We start from the raw sequence: 19,396 nt of genomic DNA, 5'->3' as shown, positions 1-19,396 counted from the left end.
ATGTCCGAACTTCCGCCTTGCCCAAAGTGCCAAGAAGCCTACACCTACGAAGACGGTGCCATGTTGGTTTGTCCCATGTGTGGGCATGAATGGTCCGCTGCTGAAGCTGAGGCCGAAGACGACACCCCGGTCGTGCGCGACAGTGTCGGCAACATCTTGGTGGACGGCGACACCGTTACCGTGATTAAGGATTTGAAGGTTAAGGGCTCGTCTTCCGTCGTCAAAGTCGGCACCAAAGTGAAAAGCATCCGCTTAGTGGACGGCGACCACGACATTGACTGCACCGTTCCCGGCATCGGCTCCATGGGGCTCAAGTCCCAATTCGTCAAAAAAGCTTAGTTAAACCCACGCAACTCCGGCCAATCAAACAGACCTGAGCCCTTCACGGCTTTCAGTGCTTCGGTCAATTGCCCTTGTTTCTCAGGGTTTGCTCCACTGATGGCACAATGCAAAGAGCGTCTAGACACCATGTAAAGTGCGGCGCTGAAGTCTTTGTCCATGCCGAGGCGTAGCAACAGATTTTCGGCTACGGTGTCGGGAACAATGGCGGCTTCCACACGGCCGTTGCGCAGCATCTTTAAATTTTGATCGAAGCTTTTGGTGTCAACGCGCTGAATTTGGCCACTGTCGAAGAACGGTGTCAAAGGACGATAACTGTAGCCCAAGATTGTACCGACAAAATAGCCGCGCAAATCGTATGGGCTGCGCACGCTCTTCGCGACATCGTTTCTGACGATCACCAAGTTGGACACATCAAACAGTCTTTCTGTCCAACGCACCGAATGCATATCCCGTGCCCAAGCCGGGTTGGTGAAGCAGTACAGATCGATATCACCGCTATTGATCATGTCCGAAGACCGCTTGCGGGGGATGGCCACGGCAGAGACAGGGGTTTGTAAGGACTTGGAAAGCGCGCTGGCCGTTGCGTGAATCCAGCCGCCGGTAAGCTCGCCGTCTTCGATGACGGTATAGGGCGCGTCAAAGTGTGAACCGTAGCCCAACAGAAGATCTGCGCCTAACGCGTTCAGCGGAGCACCGAGCCAAAGCATCACAGCTGCAAGCGTTTTCACCAGTGTCTTTGTCATCCACACCCTCATACCGCCCGTCTCATCAGAGTTTGTGAAGTTTGTTCGCAATTGTCTAGAGCGGAAGTGAAACCCGCACCCGCAGCCCGCCACCCGGCGCATCTTCAAGATAGATTTCGCCGCCATGTGCGCGGATGGCGTCGCGCGCAATGGTCATGCCCAGCCCCACACCGCCGGTGCCGGGGTTGCGGGATTGATCGATGCGGAAGAACGGTTTGAACACTTCGTCACGTTTTTCTTCGGGAATGCCGGGGCCATCGTCGTCAATGACCATTTCCACCAATTCCCCCCGCACGCCGGCGCGCACGGACACGTGTTCACCATAGCGCATGGAGTTTTCCACCAAATTGGTCAGCGCACGCTTAAACGCATTGGGTTTGATCGGTGCTCGGATGTCCCCTTCGGCATGGTAGTCGATGGCACCGCCCTTGCGCCGGGCCTTGTCCACGATGTCGGTGAGCATATCGGTCATGCTGGTGTCTTCCGCCCGCTCCCCGCCTTCGCCGCGCGCAAATGCCAGATATTCTTCAAGCATGTGCTCCATATCAGTGATGTCGGTTTCCAGCTCTTTCGCGCCGTCTTGTTCCCCCATCATCGCCAACTGCAATTTCATGCGGGTTAAGGGGGTGCGCAAATCGTGGGACACCCCTGCCAGCATGTCGGTGCGTTGCTGCAAATGACGTTTGATCCGGTTGCGCATGGCGATAAAAGCACTGGCGGCGCGGCGCACTTCGGAGGCCCCTTCGGGTTTGAACTTCGGCGTGTCACGCCCCATGCCAAAATCGTTGGCGGCGCGCGCCAGCCTGCGGATGGGACGGACTTGGTTGCGCATGAAGATCACGGCCACGGCAAACAACAACAAGGACGTGCCCACCATCCACAACACAAACACATAGGTCGTGGTGGAAAACAGGCGTTTTCTGGGCACCACAACGTGCAACACACCGTCGGGCAATTGCACATCCATCTCGACAAAACGATCCTGCGTTGCCGCGTCAATGCGGTGCGGTTTGTTGACGACTTCGTCCATGGCGCCGGTCAACTGGCGCACCAAAATCGGCTCACCCACTTTGGTTTGGTCTTCCAAGAACGCACCGGGCGTGTATGTCAATTCCAGTTGCAGCGACATCCAAGCCTGGCGAAACAACACACCTTGCGACGTTAAGTCCGGCGCGCGGCGCATGCCTTCCGTAATCAATGCAATTTCACCCGCCACCCCCAGCGCCAAACGGCGGCCGACCTTGCCCCAGTGGTTTTCAAAAAAAATCGTCGCCGTGATCACCTGCAACAAGATCAAGGGCGTCACAATGATTAGGACCGAACGGCCCAGCAGGCTTTTGGGCAGGTACGGTTTTAAAAAGGTGGAAAAATGCAGTTTCATCTTCACCTCAATCCGGCATCAACACGTAACCCTTGCCGCGCACCGTTTGCAGGTAGCGTGGCAATTTCGGGTCTTGTTCGATTTTACGCCGCAACCGTGTGACCTGCACATCGATGGCCCGCCCGCCGGAGCTGGCGTCCGTGGCAGCACCTGTGCGTACTATCAAATCATCGCGTGACAACGGCTCGCCCGGACGTTCCGCCAAGGCTTTCAGCAGCTGCACTTCAACAGTGGTCAAACGCACAGGCCGTCCAGCGACTTTAAGCTCGCCCCGGTCCAAATCGAACGCAGCCTCACCCATGGAAATCACGGCAGGCGCTTCGGGTTCAACCGGAGCCATTTGCGCACGCTTCAAGATGTTGTTGATGCGCAGCAACAGCTCGCGCGGTTCAAACGGTTTGGTCAGGTAATCGTCCGCGCCGCATTCCAGTCCGCTAATGCGGTCGTCGCTTTCGCCCATGGCCGTGAGCATCAAGATCGGCACGGTGGATCTTTTGCGGAAATCTTGTGCGAATTCCAGCCCACTTTCGCCCGGCATCATCAAATCCAAAATGATCAAATCAAAAGCCAAGGACTTGAGCTTTTGCCTAGCATCGGCGGCATCGGTTGCGCTGACGACGACAAAGCCGCTGTCGCTGAGATATTTCTGCAGCAATGTGCGCAAGCGATCATCATCATCAACGACCAAAATGTGTGGAAGGTCTGCGACCATACGCCAGCTTCATCCCTAGGTTCATCTATGGTGCAACACCATAGCACCTCAATCGGTGTGAGGGCCACCACCTGTAAACCGCGCACGGTCTTGGGCATTGATGATTTCGGTCAGCACCTTTTTAAAGCCTTTGACCGCTTCCGGTCCCGCCAGTTTATAAGCGCGGCTGATGCGTTCACTTTGACACGTCGTCAGACGACCTTCGAGCTCCGCGCCCTTATCGGTCAGGGTCAACGTGCGCCGACGTCGGTCTTCATCGTCGGTTTCTTGCAAAATGTAACCGTCGCGAACCAACTGACCCAGCACCCGCGACAGGCTTTGTTTGGTGATTTGTAAAATGCCCAGCAGATGATTGACCGTAATGCCGGGATTGCGTTTGACGAAATAGATCACCCGGTGGTGCGCACGCCCAAATCCGTCATCGGCCAAAATAGCGTCGGCCTCGCCCGTGAAATCGCGATAAGCAAAAAACAACAGCTCAATGGCGCGCCGCAACTCTTCTTCGCTGAGATACGGCGAAAGCGCGTCTTCCAGAACCGTTATACCGGATTGCGGATCATCAGGGCTCATTTGGGGCCTCAAAAAATAAGTCAGTGTTGTTGACATATATGCCTGATCCTGATAAAAAAAGCAACAACATTCCTGGAGATTCCGGGTTAGGGCAATAATATTTCAAGACTGAACCGGAAAATGTTCAGCTATTTCAAGGCGAAGGATGAAGACGATGGCGGGACCAGCTTACGACGATCGTGATGGCAAAATTTGGTATGACGGTGAAATGGTCGAATGGCGCGATGCGAAGGTCCATTTGCTGACCCACGCCTTGCACTATGGCTCCGGCGTCTTCGAAGGCGTGCGCATGTACGGCGGTAAGATTTTCAAGCTGGAAGAGCACACCGAACGTCTGTTCAAATCCGCCGAGATTTTGGGTTTTGAAATCCCCTACTCTGCCGATGAGCTGAACAAAGCCCAATACGACGCGTGTGAGGTCAACAACATCACCGACGGCTACCTTCGCCCCATCGCGTGGCGTGGCAGCGAAATGATGGGTGTGTCTGCGCAAAGCAATACGATCCACGTGGCCGTGGCCGCTTGGGAATGGCCCAGCTATTTCTCCCCCGAACTGCGTGCCAAGGGCATCAGCCTGAAGACGTCTCAGTGGCGTCGCCCGCCGCCGAACTCCGCCCCGGTGCATGCGAAGGCGTGTGGTCTCTATATGATTTCGACCCTGTCCAAGCACGATGCGGAACGCGACGGCTACACCGATTCTTTGCTTTTGGACTGGCGCGGCCAAATCACCGAAGCCACGGGTGCCAACATCTTTATGGAGATGGGCGACGGCAAACTGCACACGCCTGTTCCCGATTGCTTCTTGGACGGCATCACGCGCCGCACCGTCATCGACTTGGCCAAAGCGCGTGGCATCGAAGTGGTTGAACGCGTGATCATGCCGGATGAGTTGAAAAACGCGACACAGATTTTCTTGACCGGAACGGCTGCAGAAGTCACGCCTGTGGGCAAGATCGACGATCTCACTTTTGAGGTGGGTGAAATCACCAATCAGTTGATCAGCGACTATGATCGTGCGGTGGGTAAAGAAGCGGCCACCGTCGCCGCCGAATAAACCGACGCTCTGAACACCGACAGGCCCCATCCAACGGTGGGGCCTGTTTTGTTTTGAGGGTAGGGCTTAACGACCGACCGTTTCCTTGCCTTCACCGCCAAAGCGGGTGGCGAGATAACCGATCAACAAGCCCACCAGTGCGCCTTCCAACACAAACCAGAACGGCGATGTCATCAACGTTGCGCTGCCAAACATCACGGTGGAAATCTCCACCATCCAAACCGCGAACTGTTCGTAGACAAACAGCGTCAGGACGAAGTTCATCCACGCCCCTATTATAGGTGCGCGGACCCACCACGGCAGTGGCAGGTGCAGCACGGGGTGATGGGTGAAAACCCCATAGACACCGATAACGGCACCCACGGTGGCGTACCAAAACAGCACACCAAAGCGTATCATCCACCCGGCTTCGTCCACGAAATACGGCAAAGTGATCAGCCCGATCAAACCGATCAAAAAACCAACGCCTTTGCCAATGGCAATGCGCAACATAAGGGAAGGTTTTTGGAACATGGCGTTCTCCTTCCGATCGAGGGGGGCTCTTTCTATTATACGCCCAAAAGCGTTGCGCTTACATACTGCCGCCGGGTTTATCCAGGTGATGTTCTGTGAGCTTGTTGGTCAAAAAGTCAAACGCGTCTTCGACATCGTCAGATGTGTGGAACAGCTCCAGATCGCTGGGTGAAATGGTGCCGTATTTCACCATGGCATCCAGATTGAAAACCTCGTTCCAATAGTCTTTACCATAAAGAACCACCGGCATGGCCTTGCCCATCTTTTTGGTCGACACCAAGGTCATCAGCTCAAAAAACTCATCAAGCGTTCCGTATCCCCCCGGAAACACCACCATGGCTTTGGCGAGATAAGAAAACCAAAATTTGCGCATAAAGAAGTAGTGAAAATCAAACGACAACTCGCGCGAGATATATGGATTTTCGTGCTGTTCAAACGGCAGCGAAATATTAAGCCCAACATTGTGGCCTTTGGCTTCAGCAGCGCCACGGTTCGCAGCTTCCATGATGCCGGGACCGCCACCTGTGCAGATCACAAACCGCTTGGCGTTGCCTTTGAGCCCCTTGGACCACTCGGTCATTTTGTAGGAGAGTTCACGTGCATCTTCATAGTAGCGCGACATCAGCAAATCGCGTTCCGCCGTGGCCACATCGCCGCCGTGCTTTTGGGCCGAGACCAATTCGTTCTCCGCCTCTTCGCGCGAAAGCGTGCGGGCGGAGCCAAAGAACACAATGGTGTCGGAAATGTTGTAGCGTTCGAACCGGTCTTCGGGCTCCAAGAACTCCGAAAGAATGCGCATGGGGCGACCTGCGCGGCTCATGATGAAGTCTAAGTCCTTGTAGGCCTTTTCCGGTTTGTCGTCCCGTTCATCCCGGTCTTGCTCATCACGTTCGCGTGCCATGCCCGCTCTCCCTCTATCTATGTATTCTTATAATTTGTTGATCTATCTGGGATTTTAAAGCCTACAGCAGGTATTCTCAAATTATTGTGAGACGACATTCAAACCATACACCCCATATCTACAAAAGCAGCACCAACGGGCAAAACCAGTGGCGCAATAACGACGGGCAGCGGAAAAGCTGCTCGTTTTTGCTTAGGCGCGAACGAAGTCCGAAAGCCCGGTTAAATCGTCCACCAGGGTTGTACCTTCTGGAAATAGATTTTCATCCCCTGGCGCAACACGCCCCAAAAACGCAAGGTCCGTGTCCTGGGCCGCGTTGTAATCGGTCATGGCATCGCCAACGAACAGCACCCGGTCCCGCGCCAAGCCGGTGCGCGCCAAGATGTCTTCTATGATAACAGGCTTTAGGCGCGGCGAGCCGTGGACTTCTTCAAAGTGTTCATCCCAACCGCGCGCCGTTACGATGCGCAAAAGCTCGTCTTCGGGTGTTCCTGAAATCACATAAAGCGGAAGCGTTTCTGAGCGCAAAAACGCATCCACACCCAAAACGGCTGGCGCATTTACAACTTTGGATTCCACAATGGTGCTGTAACGCTTCACCCACTGGGCCAGCTCTGCGCCGCTAAGCTCAATGCCTAGATGCTCCGCATGATATTTTTCAATTTTCACAACCCGGGAAATCCCCGCGTGGTAGCGGTGATGCGCGACACACTTTTCGACAACCTCGTTTCCAAACTCTGCGTAGAGTTCCCGAAAGGCATCGGCTTTGATGTCCGCACTTTCGGCCAGGACACCGTCGAAATCGAAAAAGATCGCGTCAAATCGAATGGGTCTTCCCCCTTACGTGCGGGCCACTTAAGTGTTCCAACGCTCCGTCGCTTGGTCGTCGCTGTCTTTGGCTTCGACCCATTGTTCACCCGCCGCACCGCTTTCTTTTTTCCAAAACGGGGCTTTGGTTTTCAGCCAATCCATCAAAAAGTGACACGCTTCAAAGGCAGCTTCACGATGAGCGGAGGCGGTTGCGACAAACACAATGCGCGCACCCGCATCCAGCGTGCCATAGCGGTGTATGATCAATGTCGCGTCCAAGGGCCAACGCTCACAGGCTTCGGCCTCAATAGCTTCCAGCTGCTTTTCCGTCATGCCCGGATAGTGTTCCAGGGTCATGGATGAAACCGTGTCGCCATCGGCAAAATCGCGCACCAATCCGATGAACGAGCAAACACCCCCGATGGACGTATTGCCCTCGGTCAATTGCTCAAGCTCTTTGCCCGGATCGAAGTCTTGGTCTTGGACACGGATCATCTGTGTCTAACCCCCGGTCACCGGCGGGAAGATGGCGACTTCGTCACCCGCTTGAACGGCGTGGGTGCGTTCCACGTATTCGTGATTGACCGCAACACGAATAATGGCGTCGTTGGCGAAGGCATCGGTGAAGCCGTCACCACGGTCTTTCATCCAGTCCAACAGGCCTTGTACGTCGCAGACGCCGTCGGGCAGGTCGAGCTGTTCTTCGCCCTTACCGATTTTTTCTTTTAACCAAGAAAAATAAAGAACTTTCACGATGTCATCTCCCCAAACGGTATGAAGTTTACCAAGTCCCCCTCAGCAACTTTGTCCAGATCTTCCGGCAATTCCACCAAGCCGTCACTGGCGACCATGGACGTCAAGATACCCGATCCTTGGGACGGGTACTTGTAGACTTTCGTCTGACCTGTGGCGTCCGTTTTCAGATTGGCGCGCAGCCATTCGCGCCGACCTTTTTTCTTGTTCATCTCAAACCCTGCGGGGATTTGATAGACCAGCGGATCAACATGTTTGCGCCCCGACAATTCCAAGATCAGCGGACGCGCGATGCGCATAAATGTTACCATGGCTGCCACCGGGTTCCCAGGAAGACCGACAAACGCCGTGTCCAGAACTTTGCCCAGCGCCATGGGACGGCCCGGCTTAATCGCCAAGCGCCAGAAATCCAGCTGCCCCAAACTTTGCACCACTTTGGTGATGTGATCTTCTTCGCCTAAGCTGACGCCGCCGGACGTGATGATGAGATCGTGCCCCGGATCCGCGTCATGAAGGGCGGAACGGATTTCCGCCACCCGGTCGGGCAAGATGCCCAAATCGGTCACTTCGCAGCCCATGCCGCGCAACAACGAACCAATGGTGTAGCGGTTGGCGTCATAAATGGCGCCCGGTCCTGCGTTGTCATGGACTGGGTCGGCGACCTCATCTCCTGTCGAGAACACAGCGGCGCGCAGACGGCGAAAGACTTTGACTTCGCCGCGCCCAACTGAGCCCGCCAAGCCAATTTCCTGAGCGCGCATCATCTGCCCAGTCTCTATAATAATGTCGCCTTCGCGCACATCTTCGCCTTGTTTGCGGCGGTTGGCACCGGGCTTGAGGCCTGCGGGCAAGATCACGTCATCACCGTCGCGGGCAATATCTTCTTGCATGAACACCGTGTCCATACCTTCGGGCACGGGCGCGCCTGTGAAGATTTGCACGGCTTCGCCGGGCTCGGACGCACGCTCCAACGGATGGCCTGCGGCAATGCGTGCGGTGACGGGCAGGCGGGTTTCGCTGTCTGCGGCCAAATCGGCATGACGCACGGCGTAACCGTCCACAGCGGAATTGTCATGTGGGGGAACGTCGCGCGGTGCGTAAATGTCTTCGGCCAAGACCCGGCCCAAAGCGTTGGGTAGAGAAACCGTTTCCATGCCCACCACGCGGCTGGCACGGGCTTTCAAGATCTCCAACCCCTCGTCGAAGGGCATCAGTTCGTCGCCAATGCGAAAACAATCGTCTTGCAAGCCCGACATGTCTTATTTCTCCGGCTTTGCTTCGTCGGTCTCCGCGATGTGGCGCAGCCCGGCGCGCAGGTAGTCATACCCCGTAATGATGGTGATCGCCGCAGCGATCCACAAACCATACGCCCCAATTTCCCATGTGGTGGCAAAGCCGAAGTCCGGCCCCGCGTCGCCCACAATCAAAAAGCCTAGGGCCAGCATTTGAATGGTGGTTTTCCACTTCGCCAACATGCTGACAGGCAGGCCTACGCGGGCCTCGGCCAAAAATTCACGCAGGCCGGAAACCAAAATCTCACGGCACAAAATGACGGCGGCGGGCAGAATGTGAATGGCGGAAATGCTTTCCACACCCACCAACACAAACAACACGCCCGCGACCAAAAGCTTATCGGCAATGGGGTCCAAGAACCGCCCAAAAGCCGATTGTTGGTGCCAGGCGCGCGCCAGGTAACCATCAAAGAAGTCGGTGATGCACGCGTATGTGTAGGCTGAAAACGCGAGCCAATTGCCCAACGGCGTGCCCCACATAATAAAGCCCAAAACCACCGGAATAATCATAATCCGGGTCACCGTTAGAATGTTGGGAATATTGAGAACCATGCGCTGTTCTTAAGAATCCAGGAGGTTGAAATGGAACACCATATTAACGTCCTAAGCGTCCGGATGAAACCAGTCATATATCTGTTTTGCAATGGATTTTGAAATTCCGTCCACAGCTTCTAAATCCACCAGCCCAGATTCCTCCACCGCCTTGGCCGATCCAAAGTGATGCAACAGCGCTTTTTTGCGCTTGGCGCCAATGGACGGAATGTCGTCAAGCTTCGAATGTGCCTGTGCTTTAGAACGTTTGGCCCGGTGGGTGCCGATGGCGAAGCGATGCGCTTCGTCGCGCAGACGCTGAATAAAATAGAGCACCAGATCGCGTTCATGTAAGTGTTTGACAGGCTGGCCGGGCAAGTGGATTTGTTCACGCCCGGCGTTACGGTCCGGACCCTTGGAGACACCGGCCACCGTGACGCCCTCAACGCCCAAGGTTTCCATGACCTCCAACACCACGCTCAGCTGGCCTTTACCGCCGTCGATCAGCAACAAGTCGGGCCAGTCCGCCCCGCGCTCGCCGCCCGCTTCCTCCACATCTTTTAAGGCCTTCTTGAAACGCCGAGTGAGCACTTCTTTCATCATGGCGTAGTCATCGCCCGGTGCAAATCCGTCTTCCCCGGCCTCGGTGTTTGAGGCGCCTCGGATATTGAACTTGCGATATGCGTTTTTGCGAAACCCTTCGGGCCCGGCCACAATCATCGCGCCGACCGCATTGGTGCCCGAAATGTGGGAGTTATCGTAGACCTCGATGCGTTGTGGCGGGTGGTCCAAGTCAAACAGCCCCGCCATATCCTCCAACATTTTTTCCTGCGTTGCGTACTCGGCCGAACGCCGCGCCAAGGCGTCGCGGGCATTGTCGTGCGCGTGGCTCACCAAGTTCGCCCGGTCGCCCCGTGTGGGACGGCTGAGTTTAACCTTGCGCTCCGCCCGCACGGCCAAGGCATCGGCGACGAGCTCCGTATTCGGAATTTTATGGCTGAGCAAGATTTCACGCGGTGGGCGGTGTTGGGCGTAGAACTGGCCCAAGAACGCTTCCAAGACCTCGGGCTCGCCTTCGCCCTTGGCCTGGGTCGGGAAATACGCCCGGTTGCCAAAGTTGCGCCCGCCCCTGAAAAAGAACACCTGCACGCAGTTGAGCCCATTTTTCTGATGCAAAGCCACCACGTCGGCGTCTTGGGCATTGCCGGGGTTGATGTCTTGGTGCTGTTGAATGCGGGTCAGCGCACGGATGCGGTCCCGGTACTCGGCGGCTTTTTCGAATTCCATGTCGTCAGACGCCGTCTGCATCTGGTTGGCCAAGCGCTTTTGGATATCCTGGCTTTTGCCTTGCAAGAATTGACGGGATTCGTCCACCAGCTCGGCATAGTGTTTTTGGTCAATTTTGCCCTCCACACACGGGCCCGAGCAGCGCTTGATTTGAAACAGCAAACACGGCCGCGTGCGGTTGGCGAAAACATTGTCGGTGCACGTTCTCAACAAAAAGGCCCGCTGGAGCACCGTCAGCGTTTCGTTCACCGCCCAGACGCTGGCAAAGGGGCCAAAGTATTCACCCTTCACCTTGTGCGCACCCCGGTGCTTCAACACCCGGGGAAAGTCATGGGACGAGGTCACGAGAATTTCCGGAAAGCTCTTGTCGTCGCGCAAAAGGATATTGTAACGCGGCGCCAACTTCTTGATCAGGTTGGATTCCAGCAGCAACGCCTCAGCTTCCGTGTGGGTTGTGACAAACTCCATGGACCGGGTTTGCGCAACCATCCGGCGAATTCTGATGGATTGGCGCTCGGGCTTTGTGTAACTGGCGACGCGTTTCTTGAGGTTTTTGGCCTTGCCCACATAGAGGACTTTTCCAGCTTCGCCCAACATGCGATAGACGCCGGGCTTAGCGGGCAAGGTCTTTAAATGCTGTTCAATAACATCGACGCCCTGAAGCGGTTGCGCGTCGTCTTGACCGCCAAGGTCTTGATCTTGTTCAAGAGGTGTTTCGTCGCCGTTTTGCATGGTCCCAAATTACGCCCTTCGACGCCTATGCGCAAAGGGGCACATACTTTTTGGTCAATAAAAATTAGAAAATAGTGATGAAGCATCTTGACGGGTATACATATCCACGGAGTCTGTGGATAAGGTTGTGTACAAACCCTAAGCTCAGATGAAATGCCTTAGGAGTCCTTAATATTCTATAAATTGCTCATAAATTGAGCATTTTTTTAACACATTGATTTTATTGAATTTTTTATTTTGTGTGGTCTAAACAGATTAAACCACTATGAAAGCTAAGTTACACAAAGATGGCAAACAGACGAATCGGCGACTGTGCACAACCTGCCCCATTTTGGCAGAAGACAAGGCACGTGTGAGCTCTCAAAGTGCTCAAAGTAAAACGTAAACTATACTTCAGGGTTAAAGCGTTCGATTTCGACACCGACACTTGCTGCGTCTGCGAACACATCCAATTTTTCCACCCGTACACGAACGGAACGCACTTGCGCATTGGCCAAACATACGATGGCAATCTCTTCGGCTAAGGTTTCCACCAGATTGGTGTGACCATCGTTGCAAACCTGACGAGCATCGTTGCTGATTTGTTCGTAACAGACCACATTTTGGATGTCGTCTTTGACAGATGACACGTCGCCTTCAAACACCGCCAAGTCCAAATTCAGACGCACGCGCTGCTTGTCGTCTTTTTCATGGTCGTAAATGCCGATAAATGTGTCGACAACCAGATCGCGCACAAAAACATGACGGATGCCGGAACGGGCATCGGCAATGCTGGGAGACGGAACAAGACGGACGTTGGGGGTGCTCATGGCTGTTTCTTTTCTATTCAAAGGTTACTCATTTGGGACGAGACGGTTGGACGCTTGGCCCCAACCCAAATGTTGGCCGCCGTCCAGGGCAATCATTTGCCCCGTCATGGACGGTGCGTTGACAAGGAAACGGACGGCGTCGGCAATTTCTTGAGGCATAACACGGCGCGCCAAGGGGATTTCCGACCATTGGCGGGTAAAGTCGTCCTCGGATTGGCGTTCATTGCGTATGGTCGGCCCCGGGCCCACACCGTTTACACGAATTTGCGGGGCCAAAGCCATCGCCAAAGTTTGGGTCAATGTCCACAAGGCGGTTTTCGACACTGTGTAGGACATAAAGAACGGGGTGAGGTTCCACACCCGCTGGTCCAACAGGTTGATGATGGAGCCCTCCACGCCGTGCGGGAGCTGTTCGGCAAACATTTGCGACAGCACAAACGGAGCCCGCAGGTTCACGTCCATATGCTGATCCCAGCTTTCGCGGGTGCAGTCTTCAACCGTGTCATTTTCAAACAAAGACGCGTTGTTCACCAACACCGTCAGCGGGCCCAGTGCGTCTGTGGCGGCAGGGATCAGGGTTTTGACCTGCTCTTCATCCGCCAACTCGGCCTGAACGGCGACGGCACGCCCGCCGTCCGCAACAATGGCTTTGACCAGCTCTTGCGCTGCATCTTTAGACGCATTGTAGTGCACGGCCACGCCAAAACCGTGCTGAGCCAAATCCAGTGCGATGGCGCGGCCAATCCGGTGCGCGGCACCTGTGATCAAGACATTGGGCTGGTCTTTGGTTTCCATAGGCGGAGAATGGTCGAAGAGCGCCAAGGATGCAAGTGCAACGAAAACCCCTATGATCCCAAGGGGTTCTTAGGCCTCACAGAGGCCGCTAGGGGACAAAATCAGCTGATCCAGCCCAGCACCTGATCCACACCAACCGCTTGAGCAGCGATATAGAGACCGTAAGCCGTTAAAAACAAGAACCCTTCCGGCCTTGCAAACCGCCTGCCCACCGCCAAATAAGCCAAGATCATCAACGTCGCCGCCATCATCACCCACACATCGAAGCGCACCAATTGTTCTGGCACTTCAAGCGGTGTAATCATCGCCACGCCACCAATGACAGCCAAGGTGTTGAACAGGTTCGAGCCGATGACGTTGCCGATGGCTACGTCCGTATGCCCGCGCCAAGCCGCCATGCCCGAAGCCGCCAATTCCGGCAGAGACGTGCCAAACGCGATCAAGGTCAAGCCGATGACTTCTTCAGGAACGCCAAAGCCCCGCGCAATGACACTGCCGCCGGTGACCAATTGGTCGGCTCCGAACGACAAAGCCACCGCACCGCCGATCAAGCTCACCCACGCCATCAACGTGGACATTTTCACATCTTGGAACTCTTCGGCCTCGCGTTCGTGCAGATGCGCACTGGCCGCACCGTCTGATTTTTCCCGCAGGTAAGAGCGCAAGAAATACAGCGCCAACGCCACCACCATGACGCCACCGGCGATCCGTTCGATGGAGCCCGACAAGCACAGCCATGTGAACAAAGCCGTCGCCGCCGTCACCATCAAGGCATCGCGAATAACTGCGCGGGTATCCACAACGATGGGCGCTAAAAAGGCGGTCGCCCCTAAAATCAGCCAGAGATTGGCGATGTTGGAGCCCACCACGTTACCCAGCGCCATGCCGGGCGATCCGTCCAGGGCGGCGGACAAGCTCACCACGAACTCCGGCGCTGAGGTGCCCAGAGCCACAACGGTCATACCGATCAACAACGCCGACAATCCGGCCTTAACCGAGATTTGCACCGCACCCCGGACCAAAAACTCGGCCCCGCCCAACAAAAACACGAAGCCGATGATGACTTGCAGATAGCTCATAAAGTACGGTCCTCAGCCCTTAGATCCGGCCAGATGAATGAAGGATTTCACGATCTCAACATAAAGATCGCGTTTGAACGGCACGATCAAGTCCGGCAAGTCCGCCATGTCCGCCCAGCGCCACTTGGAAAATTCCGGGTGTTTGTGGGCGTTTAAATCGATGTCGGCGTCTTGGCCTTTAAAGCGGAGCGCATACCACATCTGCTTTTGCCCCCGAAAGCGGCCTTTCCAGACTTTTTTGCGCACGTCTTTTGGCAAATCGTAGACCAGCCAATCTTCTGTTTGGGCGACAACAGCAGCATTTGCCGTGCCGATTTCTTCTTCCAGCTCACGCATGACAGCCACGTCGGGGGCTTCGTTCGCGTCAATCCCGCCTTGAGGCATTTGCCACGCGCTGGGTGTATCGATGCGTTCAGCCACGAAGACTTGGCCGTCTGCATTGAGCAACACGGCACCGACGCCCAAGCGATATGGAAGGTCTTTTTTACCCATGGGATGTTTCTATCTGATGAGCTGCTTGTTGGCTAGAGAGGAAACAGGAACAAGCTTCAACCCTTTTTCGTTCAGCGAGCGCAACCACACGGACAACAGCTCCAACGCCATGGGGGAAGCCGACACCCGGGCGATGGACAACGCACGGCGTTTCGCCAGCTCTTCGAACTCTGCCAGCCGAGCCTTGAATGCGGCGCGCCCAGGTTTGTCGTCCAATGTCACTTCCACCGCAGCCCAATTGGTTTTCAGCTTGTACGCTGCACGCGTGCCCAAGGAATCCTGTGCGCCACCATCCACATACATGATCCCGCGCTTTTTGAGCGCGCGCATCACGTTCTCAACTTGCTCTTCAACACTTAAGAACTTCGATCCATACACACTGATCACCCCGAAGTATCCCGTGGTGCGGCTCAATATCCATTCCAGCTGGGCGATGTTGTCTTCCGGTGTGGCTAAAGACTGCAGAGCATTGGGGCCTGGGTCGGAAAACGGGAAATCGGTGGATTCAGCAGGCAATTCCAACAACAACTCATGTCCGGTTTGGCGCGCTTGACGGCCCCAAAAATCCAGACCCCGGCCATAAACGCTCAAGGCAAATGCCACATCCGGCGGCATGGTGTTCAAAGCCGTCTGGGTCGCGGCCCGTGACATGCCAAGCCCTGTAATGATGATTGCAACTTTGGGATCCCCGCTTTGTTCCGTCGGTTCGGGTCGGGCATAGGCATCGAAGGGGGTGAGACCGTCTTGGGCAATGATCGGCAAGGGACCGTGTTCACCTGGTTCCGTTAGCCCTTCCAGGGGGGCGGCCTGCAGCGGTTGCCCCGCTGGCCAGGGCGCGACGTTTTCATAAGAAGCGACGGTCACGGACGGAATGATTAAACCTGCACCCGGTTCCATCTGTACGTCCAATCCATGCAGCTTGAGCTGCCCGATCATCGAAGACGGGTCCGCCGCACTTTCCCCACCACCAACGCCGCCCGCGGCTTGCGGACTTGGCGGTGACGCAGGCTGAGCACCTTGGGCTGGAGATGCCCCTGTGGGGCTGGGGGTGGAGGCAGGCTGGGTTGACGCAGCCGGAGCTGGAGCCGGCGCAACTTTAGGACTGGATGCAGGTGCGGGAGCGGGTGTCGGGCTGGGTGTGGAAACAGGCGCCGTCAATCCACCCAAATCAATGTCGCCCCGCAACGTGCTGGCCCCGTCGGCTTGCGCCACATCTTCAGCGCCATCGCCACTGCCAAGAAGCCACCAAGCGAGCGCGCCCAAGACCACCGCCACGCCAACGCCGCCGCCGGCCATGATCAATAGCTTTTTCAGCTTCGCTTTTTGCGCCGCCTCATCAGCATCTTCGTCGTCTTCAAGACCCCCGCCATCGTCAAAGCCGTCGAGTTCGAAGTCGGGAACGTCTTGTTCGTCATCCCCGATCAGCTCTTCATCGCTGCCGGCAAAAACGTCGTCTAAGTCGACAAAATCCTCAGTGTCTTCGGCGTCATACTCATCCAAAATATCCGGTTCGGCGGCGGCGTCATCGTCATCGTCGTCATCGAAGCCGCCAAAGTCATCATCATCGTCATCATCACCGAACGGGTCGTCATCGTCTTCTTCAGCTTCTGCGTCATCGCGTTCAGTCGCATCCGATTCAATTTTATCAAGATCACCCAAATCGCCGAGGAAGTCTTCTTCATCACCGCCAGAGGGACGAAAGTCTCGGTCTTCGTCATCGAAGTCATCATCGTCGCCCTTGCGTTTTTTCAGCAACGCCAAAGGGTTGAGGCGCGCAAACACGCCCCCCAATCCAGACAGTTTATCGACGAGCGGGAGCTTCACTCTAAAACCCTCACCAAACCCCAAACTTCATCACACGGCCTCCCCACGGTGTTTGCTTTAGCCCTGAACGCCACCCAGGCTTTCATACAGCTTGATGCCATGGATCAAATCCAAAGCACGGATCAGCTGATAATCAACGGGCTTTTCTTCTTCCTCTTCGGTTTTGGCCTTGCCGTTGGCTTTGGCTTCTTCGTCGGCTTTTTTGCCGTTTTCTTTATCCAAAGCACCCCGCAGATCGCGTTCGCGACGTTGACGGGTAGGCTCTAAGCTTTCCAACTTCGATTGCGGCACGACAATATCTGGCGTGATGCCCACCGCCTGGATGGAGCGGCCCGAAGGTGTGTAGTAGCGTGCCGTGGTCATGAACATGGCACCGTAATTACCCAACGGCGTGATGGTCTGAACCGAACCTTTACCGAACGACTTGGTCCCCATGATGATGGCGCGACCATGGTCTTGCAGGGCACCCGCCACAATTTCAGAAGCCGATGCAGAACCGCCATTGGTCAACACCACCACCGGCAAACCATTGGTCAAATCACCCGGGCGCGCGTTGAAACGTTGCGCCGTGTCGGGGTGTTGTTCGGAGCGGATCGAGACGATTTCACCGTGTTCCAAAAACGCGTCCGAAACCGCAATCGCTTGATCCAACAAACCACCGGGGTTGGAGCGCAGATCCAGCACCACGCCTTGCAGCGTTGCGTCCTTATCCTCTTTTTTGAGTTCCTTGCGCAATTTTTTCAAAGCTTTGGACAGGCCCTTGGAGGTCTGTTCGTTGAACTTAGTGATGCGCAGGTAGGCAATGTCGTCTTCCAAGCGCGAACGCACCGCCGTCAGCTTCACAATGGCACGGATAATGGATACATCGAACGGGTCCTTGCCTTCACGGACAATGGTCAGGACAATTTCTTCACCCACGCGGCCGCGCATTTTTTTCACGGCTTCCGTCAAGGACAAGCCCATCACTTGCTCACCGTCCAAGTGGGTAATGTAATCCCCCGGTTGCAATCCGGCCCGGTGTGCAGGGGTATCGTCGATGGGGGAAACCACTTTGACCACGCCGCTGTCCATGGTCACTTCGATACCAAGACCACCAAACTCACCTTTGATTTCGACTTGGCTGTCTTTGAAGTGGTCCGCACTTTCAAAGCGCGAATGCAGGTCCAAGGAATTCAACATGCCGTTTAAGGCCGCTTCGATCAATTCCTTGTCCGACGGCTTTTCCACATAATCGGATCGCACGCGTTCGAAAACTTTGCCAAACAGCTGCAACAGCTTATAGGTCTCAGCCGCGTCTTTGTCCTCCGCAGCCTGGGAAATCTGAGGAGCGCAGAACAAGGCCACACCGATCAGTGCGGTGGCAATGGTTTTTGTGAACGTCATTTTTGTCTTCATCTCAAATGGTTTCCCTGATTCAACCCTTCGGCTGAGATTGCGCCATTCGCTTGCTTCTGGCAAGCCATGGCAGCGGATTAATCGGCTGGTTGTTGCGGCGGAATTCTACATAAAGAACAGGCTCTTCGCCATCCCCACCCATGATCGCGACGGGCTCGCCCGCAACGACGCGTTGATCCATGAGCGTATCAATGCGGCCAAGCCCGGCCAAAAGCGAGTGATACCCTTCACCGTGATCAATGATCAACAGCTGACCATAGCCCCGAAACGGCCCGGAAAAGACGACTTTCCCCGAAAACGGCGCAATAACCCGCGCCCCATCGCGGGTTTCCAGCGACAGGCCTTTCGACGTCAATCCACCGTCCAATTGTTGACCGTAACGCCCGACAACGCGGCCAATGGCCGGATAGGGCAGCTTGCCGCGCGCTTTGGAGACTTTTTCCACACCGCCCAAAAGACTGATGTCGGCGGACGCCATCAAATTAGCAGGTTGAGGCTTGGCTTTGGCTTCGGCTTTAGCTTCTGGCGGGACATCTTTCGACTTTTGAAGCGCTAGCGCTTTTTGCGCCACGCGTTTTTTGGCTTCAGCGGCGGCGCGGGCCTCGGCTTCGGCTTTGCGTTTGGCCTCGGCTTGGGCCTTGTTCAGCTTGCTCACCAAATCACGCAGGTTTTTGGCCTGCTTGGCAAGCTTGCGCGCTTTCGATTGCGCGGCGCGGCTTTTGGAAATGGCTTCTGCACGCAGGGCGGCTTTTTTCTTGCGGATCCCTTCGATGCGCATCTCTTCAGAGCGCAGGCCTTCTACGGCCGCCAGCAAGACTTGGCGTTGATCGTCCACCTTGCGCCGGGCTTCGGCCAACTCATCCAGCTCAGCTTTCAAGGCATCCGCGCGTTGTTCGATGGTCGGCACGGCAGCCCGCAATAAGATCGCACTGCGCACCGTGTCTTCGGGCGGGATCGGCTGGGCCACCAGGGCTTCGGACGGAAAACGCGCAATCCGCGTCAGCGCCATCATCACGCCGGAAAATTGGCGTTGGCGTTCGCGCAGTTTTTGCTCTTTAAGTTTGGCGGCACGCTCCAGCTTGTTGAGCTCCGCCTCCACCCCCGCGACTGAAGCTTCGTGGTCATGCACCTTTTGCGCAGCCTGCACCAGTTCTTTGGAAATGGCAGACATTTCGGATTTGAGCTGAAGCGCGCGCTTTTTCTGACGTTCACTTTCGGCCTGTTGGCGTTTGATTTTGTCTTGAACGGATTGAAGCTTTTTGTCCGCTTTATCCACATCCGCCGCCAACAAAGGGTTCGGCCCACAAACAAGCACGGTCGCCAAAATGGCGGCAGCACTGAACAGGTTGAGGGGGCGAGCCGAATTGAACACGGTTCAAAA

Annotated in this window: 21 protein-coding genes; 2 read left to right on the top strand and 19 right to left on the bottom strand. The window is 55.6% G+C overall.

The features are described 5' to 3' along the window. On the top strand, positions 1–339 hold the full coding sequence (locus tag V5T82_RS15545) for a zinc ribbon domain-containing protein YjdM (RefSeq protein ID WP_332896581.1): 339 nt from the start codon (positions 1–3) through the stop codon (positions 337–339). On the opposite strand, the gene V5T82_RS15540 is transcribed toward V5T82_RS15545, so the two are convergent. Genes V5T82_RS15540 through V5T82_RS15525 form a run of 4 tightly spaced genes read right to left on the bottom strand, consistent with a single transcriptional unit; the run spans position 336 to position 3,748 of the window. Further along, positions 336–1,085, bottom strand: coding sequence for a substrate-binding periplasmic protein (locus V5T82_RS15540; protein WP_332896580.1), 750 nt, complete (start codon positions 1,083–1,085; stop codon positions 336–338). The genes V5T82_RS15545 and V5T82_RS15540 overlap by 4 nt on opposite strands. Positions 1,086–1,140: 55 nt before the next feature. Further along, on the bottom strand, positions 1,141–2,466 hold the full coding sequence (locus tag V5T82_RS15535; RefSeq protein ID WP_332896579.1) for an ATP-binding protein: 1,326 nt from the start codon (positions 2,464–2,466) through the stop codon (positions 1,141–1,143). A gap of 7 nt (positions 2,467–2,473) precedes the next feature. Then, entirely contained in the window at positions 2,474–3,178 is a 705-nt protein-coding gene (locus tag V5T82_RS15530) for a response regulator (protein WP_332896578.1), read from the bottom strand. A gap of 48 nt (positions 3,179–3,226) precedes the next feature. Then, complete coding sequence (locus V5T82_RS15525; protein ID WP_332896577.1) at positions 3,227–3,748, bottom strand: MarR family winged helix-turn-helix transcriptional regulator; 522 nt, start codon at positions 3,746–3,748, stop codon at positions 3,227–3,229. Positions 3,749–3,902: 154 nt separating this feature from the next. On the opposite strand from V5T82_RS15525, the gene V5T82_RS15520 reads away from it, so the two are divergent. Continuing rightward, entirely contained in the window at positions 3,903–4,802 is a 900-nt protein-coding gene (locus tag V5T82_RS15520) for a branched-chain amino acid aminotransferase (protein WP_332896576.1), read from the top strand. A gap of 66 nt (positions 4,803–4,868) precedes the next feature. Here the strand turns inward: V5T82_RS15520 and V5T82_RS15515 are convergent, their stop codons facing one another. From V5T82_RS15515 to V5T82_RS15445, 15 genes are all read right to left on the bottom strand, one after another. Further along, positions 4,869–5,315 (bottom strand): hypothetical protein, encoded by a 447-nt coding sequence (locus tag V5T82_RS15515; RefSeq protein ID WP_332896575.1) that lies wholly within the window; start codon positions 5,313–5,315, stop codon positions 4,869–4,871. Positions 5,316–5,373: 58 nt separating this feature from the next. Beyond that, positions 5,374–6,216, bottom strand: coding sequence for an LOG family protein (locus tag V5T82_RS15510; protein ID WP_332896574.1), 843 nt, complete (start codon positions 6,214–6,216; stop codon positions 5,374–5,376). A gap of 192 nt (positions 6,217–6,408) precedes the next feature. Continuing rightward, positions 6,409–7,029, bottom strand: a complete 621-nt coding sequence (locus tag V5T82_RS15505; RefSeq protein WP_332896598.1) for an HAD family hydrolase — start codon at positions 7,027–7,029, stop codon at positions 6,409–6,411. A 42-nt stretch (positions 7,030–7,071) separates the two neighbouring features. Next, entirely contained in the window at positions 7,072–7,521 is a 450-nt protein-coding gene (locus V5T82_RS15500; protein ID WP_332896573.1) for a molybdenum cofactor biosynthesis protein MoaE, read from the bottom strand. 6 nt (positions 7,522–7,527) lie between these two features. Continuing rightward, positions 7,528–7,779: a molybdopterin converting factor subunit 1 gene (gene moaD / locus V5T82_RS15495; RefSeq protein ID WP_332896572.1), complete on the bottom strand. Its 252-nt coding sequence runs from the start codon at positions 7,777–7,779 to the stop codon at positions 7,528–7,530. Continuing rightward, positions 7,776–9,035 (bottom strand): molybdopterin molybdotransferase MoeA, encoded by a 1,260-nt coding sequence (gene moeA, locus V5T82_RS15490; RefSeq protein ID WP_332896571.1) that lies wholly within the window; start codon positions 9,033–9,035, stop codon positions 7,776–7,778. Before moeA ends, moaD begins: the two co-directional genes overlap by 4 nt. A 3-nt stretch (positions 9,036–9,038) precedes the next feature. Further along, the gene (gene pgsA, locus V5T82_RS15485) at positions 9,039–9,623 is read right to left on the bottom strand and encodes a CDP-diacylglycerol--glycerol-3-phosphate 3-phosphatidyltransferase (protein WP_332896570.1); all 585 of its coding nucleotides are present in this window, start codon (positions 9,621–9,623) and stop codon (positions 9,039–9,041) included. A gap of 51 nt (positions 9,624–9,674) precedes the next feature. After that, positions 9,675–11,621 carry an excinuclease ABC subunit UvrC gene (gene uvrC, locus V5T82_RS15480; protein ID WP_332896569.1) on the bottom strand — a complete coding sequence of 649 codons (1,947 nt, stop codon included), beginning with the start codon at positions 11,619–11,621 and terminating at the stop codon, positions 9,675–9,677. 386 nt (positions 11,622–12,007) lie between these two features. After that, on the bottom strand, positions 12,008–12,430 hold the full coding sequence (locus tag V5T82_RS15475) for a dihydroneopterin aldolase (RefSeq protein ID WP_332896568.1): 423 nt from the start codon (positions 12,428–12,430) through the stop codon (positions 12,008–12,010). Between the two features lie 24 nt (positions 12,431–12,454). Beyond that, positions 12,455–13,225, bottom strand: coding sequence for an SDR family oxidoreductase (locus V5T82_RS15470; protein ID WP_332896597.1), 771 nt, complete (start codon positions 13,223–13,225; stop codon positions 12,455–12,457). Positions 13,226–13,326: 101 nt separating this feature from the next. Further along, positions 13,327–14,304, bottom strand: coding sequence for a calcium/sodium antiporter (locus V5T82_RS15465; protein ID WP_332896567.1), 978 nt, complete (start codon positions 14,302–14,304; stop codon positions 13,327–13,329). Positions 14,305–14,316: 12 nt separating this feature from the next. Next, a complete protein-coding gene (locus tag V5T82_RS15460; RefSeq protein ID WP_332896566.1) occupies positions 14,317–14,796 on the bottom strand; it encodes an RNA pyrophosphohydrolase in 480 nt (159 codons plus the stop codon). A 9-nt stretch (positions 14,797–14,805) separates the two neighbouring features. After that, on the bottom strand, positions 14,806–16,620 hold the full coding sequence (locus V5T82_RS15455) for a divergent polysaccharide deacetylase family protein (protein WP_332896565.1): 1,815 nt from the start codon (positions 16,618–16,620) through the stop codon (positions 14,806–14,808). 57 nt (positions 16,621–16,677) lie between these two features. After that, entirely contained in the window at positions 16,678–18,003 is a 1,326-nt protein-coding gene (locus V5T82_RS15450) for a S41 family peptidase (protein WP_332896564.1), read from the bottom strand. A 31-nt stretch (positions 18,004–18,034) separates the two neighbouring features. Beyond that, positions 18,035–19,387 (bottom strand): murein hydrolase activator EnvC family protein, encoded by a 1,353-nt coding sequence (locus tag V5T82_RS15445; RefSeq protein ID WP_332896563.1) that lies wholly within the window; start codon positions 19,385–19,387, stop codon positions 18,035–18,037. Positions 19,388–19,396: the final 9 nt, after the last annotated feature.

It is taken from the genome of Magnetovibrio sp. PR-2, from assembly GCF_036689815.1.
In the GTDB taxonomy this organism is placed as follows: domain Bacteria; phylum Pseudomonadota; class Alphaproteobacteria; order Rhodospirillales; family Magnetovibrionaceae; genus Magnetovibrio.
Note: the sequence above shows the minus strand (reverse complement) of the source record. Positions and strands in the feature narration are given on the sequence as shown.

Bases quoted from the DNA above. Each gene is read 5' to 3' on its own strand.
- V5T82_RS15545 (WP_332896581.1), top strand. From the start codon at position 1: ATGTCCGAACTTCCGCCTTGCCCAAAGTGCCAAGAAGCCTACACCTAC.
- V5T82_RS15540 (WP_332896580.1), bottom strand. From the start codon at position 1,085: ATGACAAAGACACTGGTGAAAACGCTTGCAGCTGTGATGCTTTGGCTC.
- V5T82_RS15535 (WP_332896579.1), bottom strand. From the start codon at position 2,466: ATGAAACTGCATTTTTCCACCTTTTTAAAACCGTACCTGCCCAAAAGC.
- V5T82_RS15530 (WP_332896578.1), bottom strand. From the start codon at position 3,178: ATGGTCGCAGACCTTCCACACATTTTGGTCGTTGATGATGATGATCGC.
- V5T82_RS15525 (WP_332896577.1), bottom strand. From the start codon at position 3,748: ATGAGCCCTGATGATCCGCAATCCGGTATAACGGTTCTGGAAGACGCG.
- V5T82_RS15520 (WP_332896576.1), top strand. From the start codon at position 3,903: ATGGCGGGACCAGCTTACGACGATCGTGATGGCAAAATTTGGTATGAC.
- V5T82_RS15515 (WP_332896575.1), bottom strand. From the start codon at position 5,315: ATGTTCCAAAAACCTTCCCTTATGTTGCGCATTGCCATTGGCAAAGGC.
- V5T82_RS15510 (WP_332896574.1), bottom strand. From the start codon at position 6,216: ATGGCACGCGAACGTGATGAGCAAGACCGGGATGAACGGGACGACAAA.
- V5T82_RS15500 (WP_332896573.1), bottom strand. From the start codon at position 7,521: ATGATCCGTGTCCAAGACCAAGACTTCGATCCGGGCAAAGAGCTTGAG.
- moeA (WP_332896571.1), bottom strand. From the start codon at position 9,035: ATGTCGGGCTTGCAAGACGATTGTTTTCGCATTGGCGACGAACTGATG.
- pgsA (WP_332896570.1), bottom strand. From the start codon at position 9,623: ATGGTTCTCAATATTCCCAACATTCTAACGGTGACCCGGATTATGATT.
- uvrC (WP_332896569.1), bottom strand. From the start codon at position 11,621: ATGCAAAACGGCGACGAAACACCTCTTGAACAAGATCAAGACCTTGGC.
- V5T82_RS15475 (WP_332896568.1), bottom strand. From the start codon at position 12,430: ATGAGCACCCCCAACGTCCGTCTTGTTCCGTCTCCCAGCATTGCCGAT.
- V5T82_RS15470 (WP_332896597.1), bottom strand. From the start codon at position 13,225: ATGGAAACCAAAGACCAGCCCAATGTCTTGATCACAGGTGCCGCGCAC.
- V5T82_RS15465 (WP_332896567.1), bottom strand. From the start codon at position 14,304: ATGAGCTATCTGCAAGTCATCATCGGCTTCGTGTTTTTGTTGGGCGGG.
- V5T82_RS15460 (WP_332896566.1), bottom strand. From the start codon at position 14,796: ATGGGTAAAAAAGACCTTCCATATCGCTTGGGCGTCGGTGCCGTGTTG.
- V5T82_RS15450 (WP_332896564.1), bottom strand. From the start codon at position 18,003: ATGACGTTCACAAAAACCATTGCCACCGCACTGATCGGTGTGGCCTTG.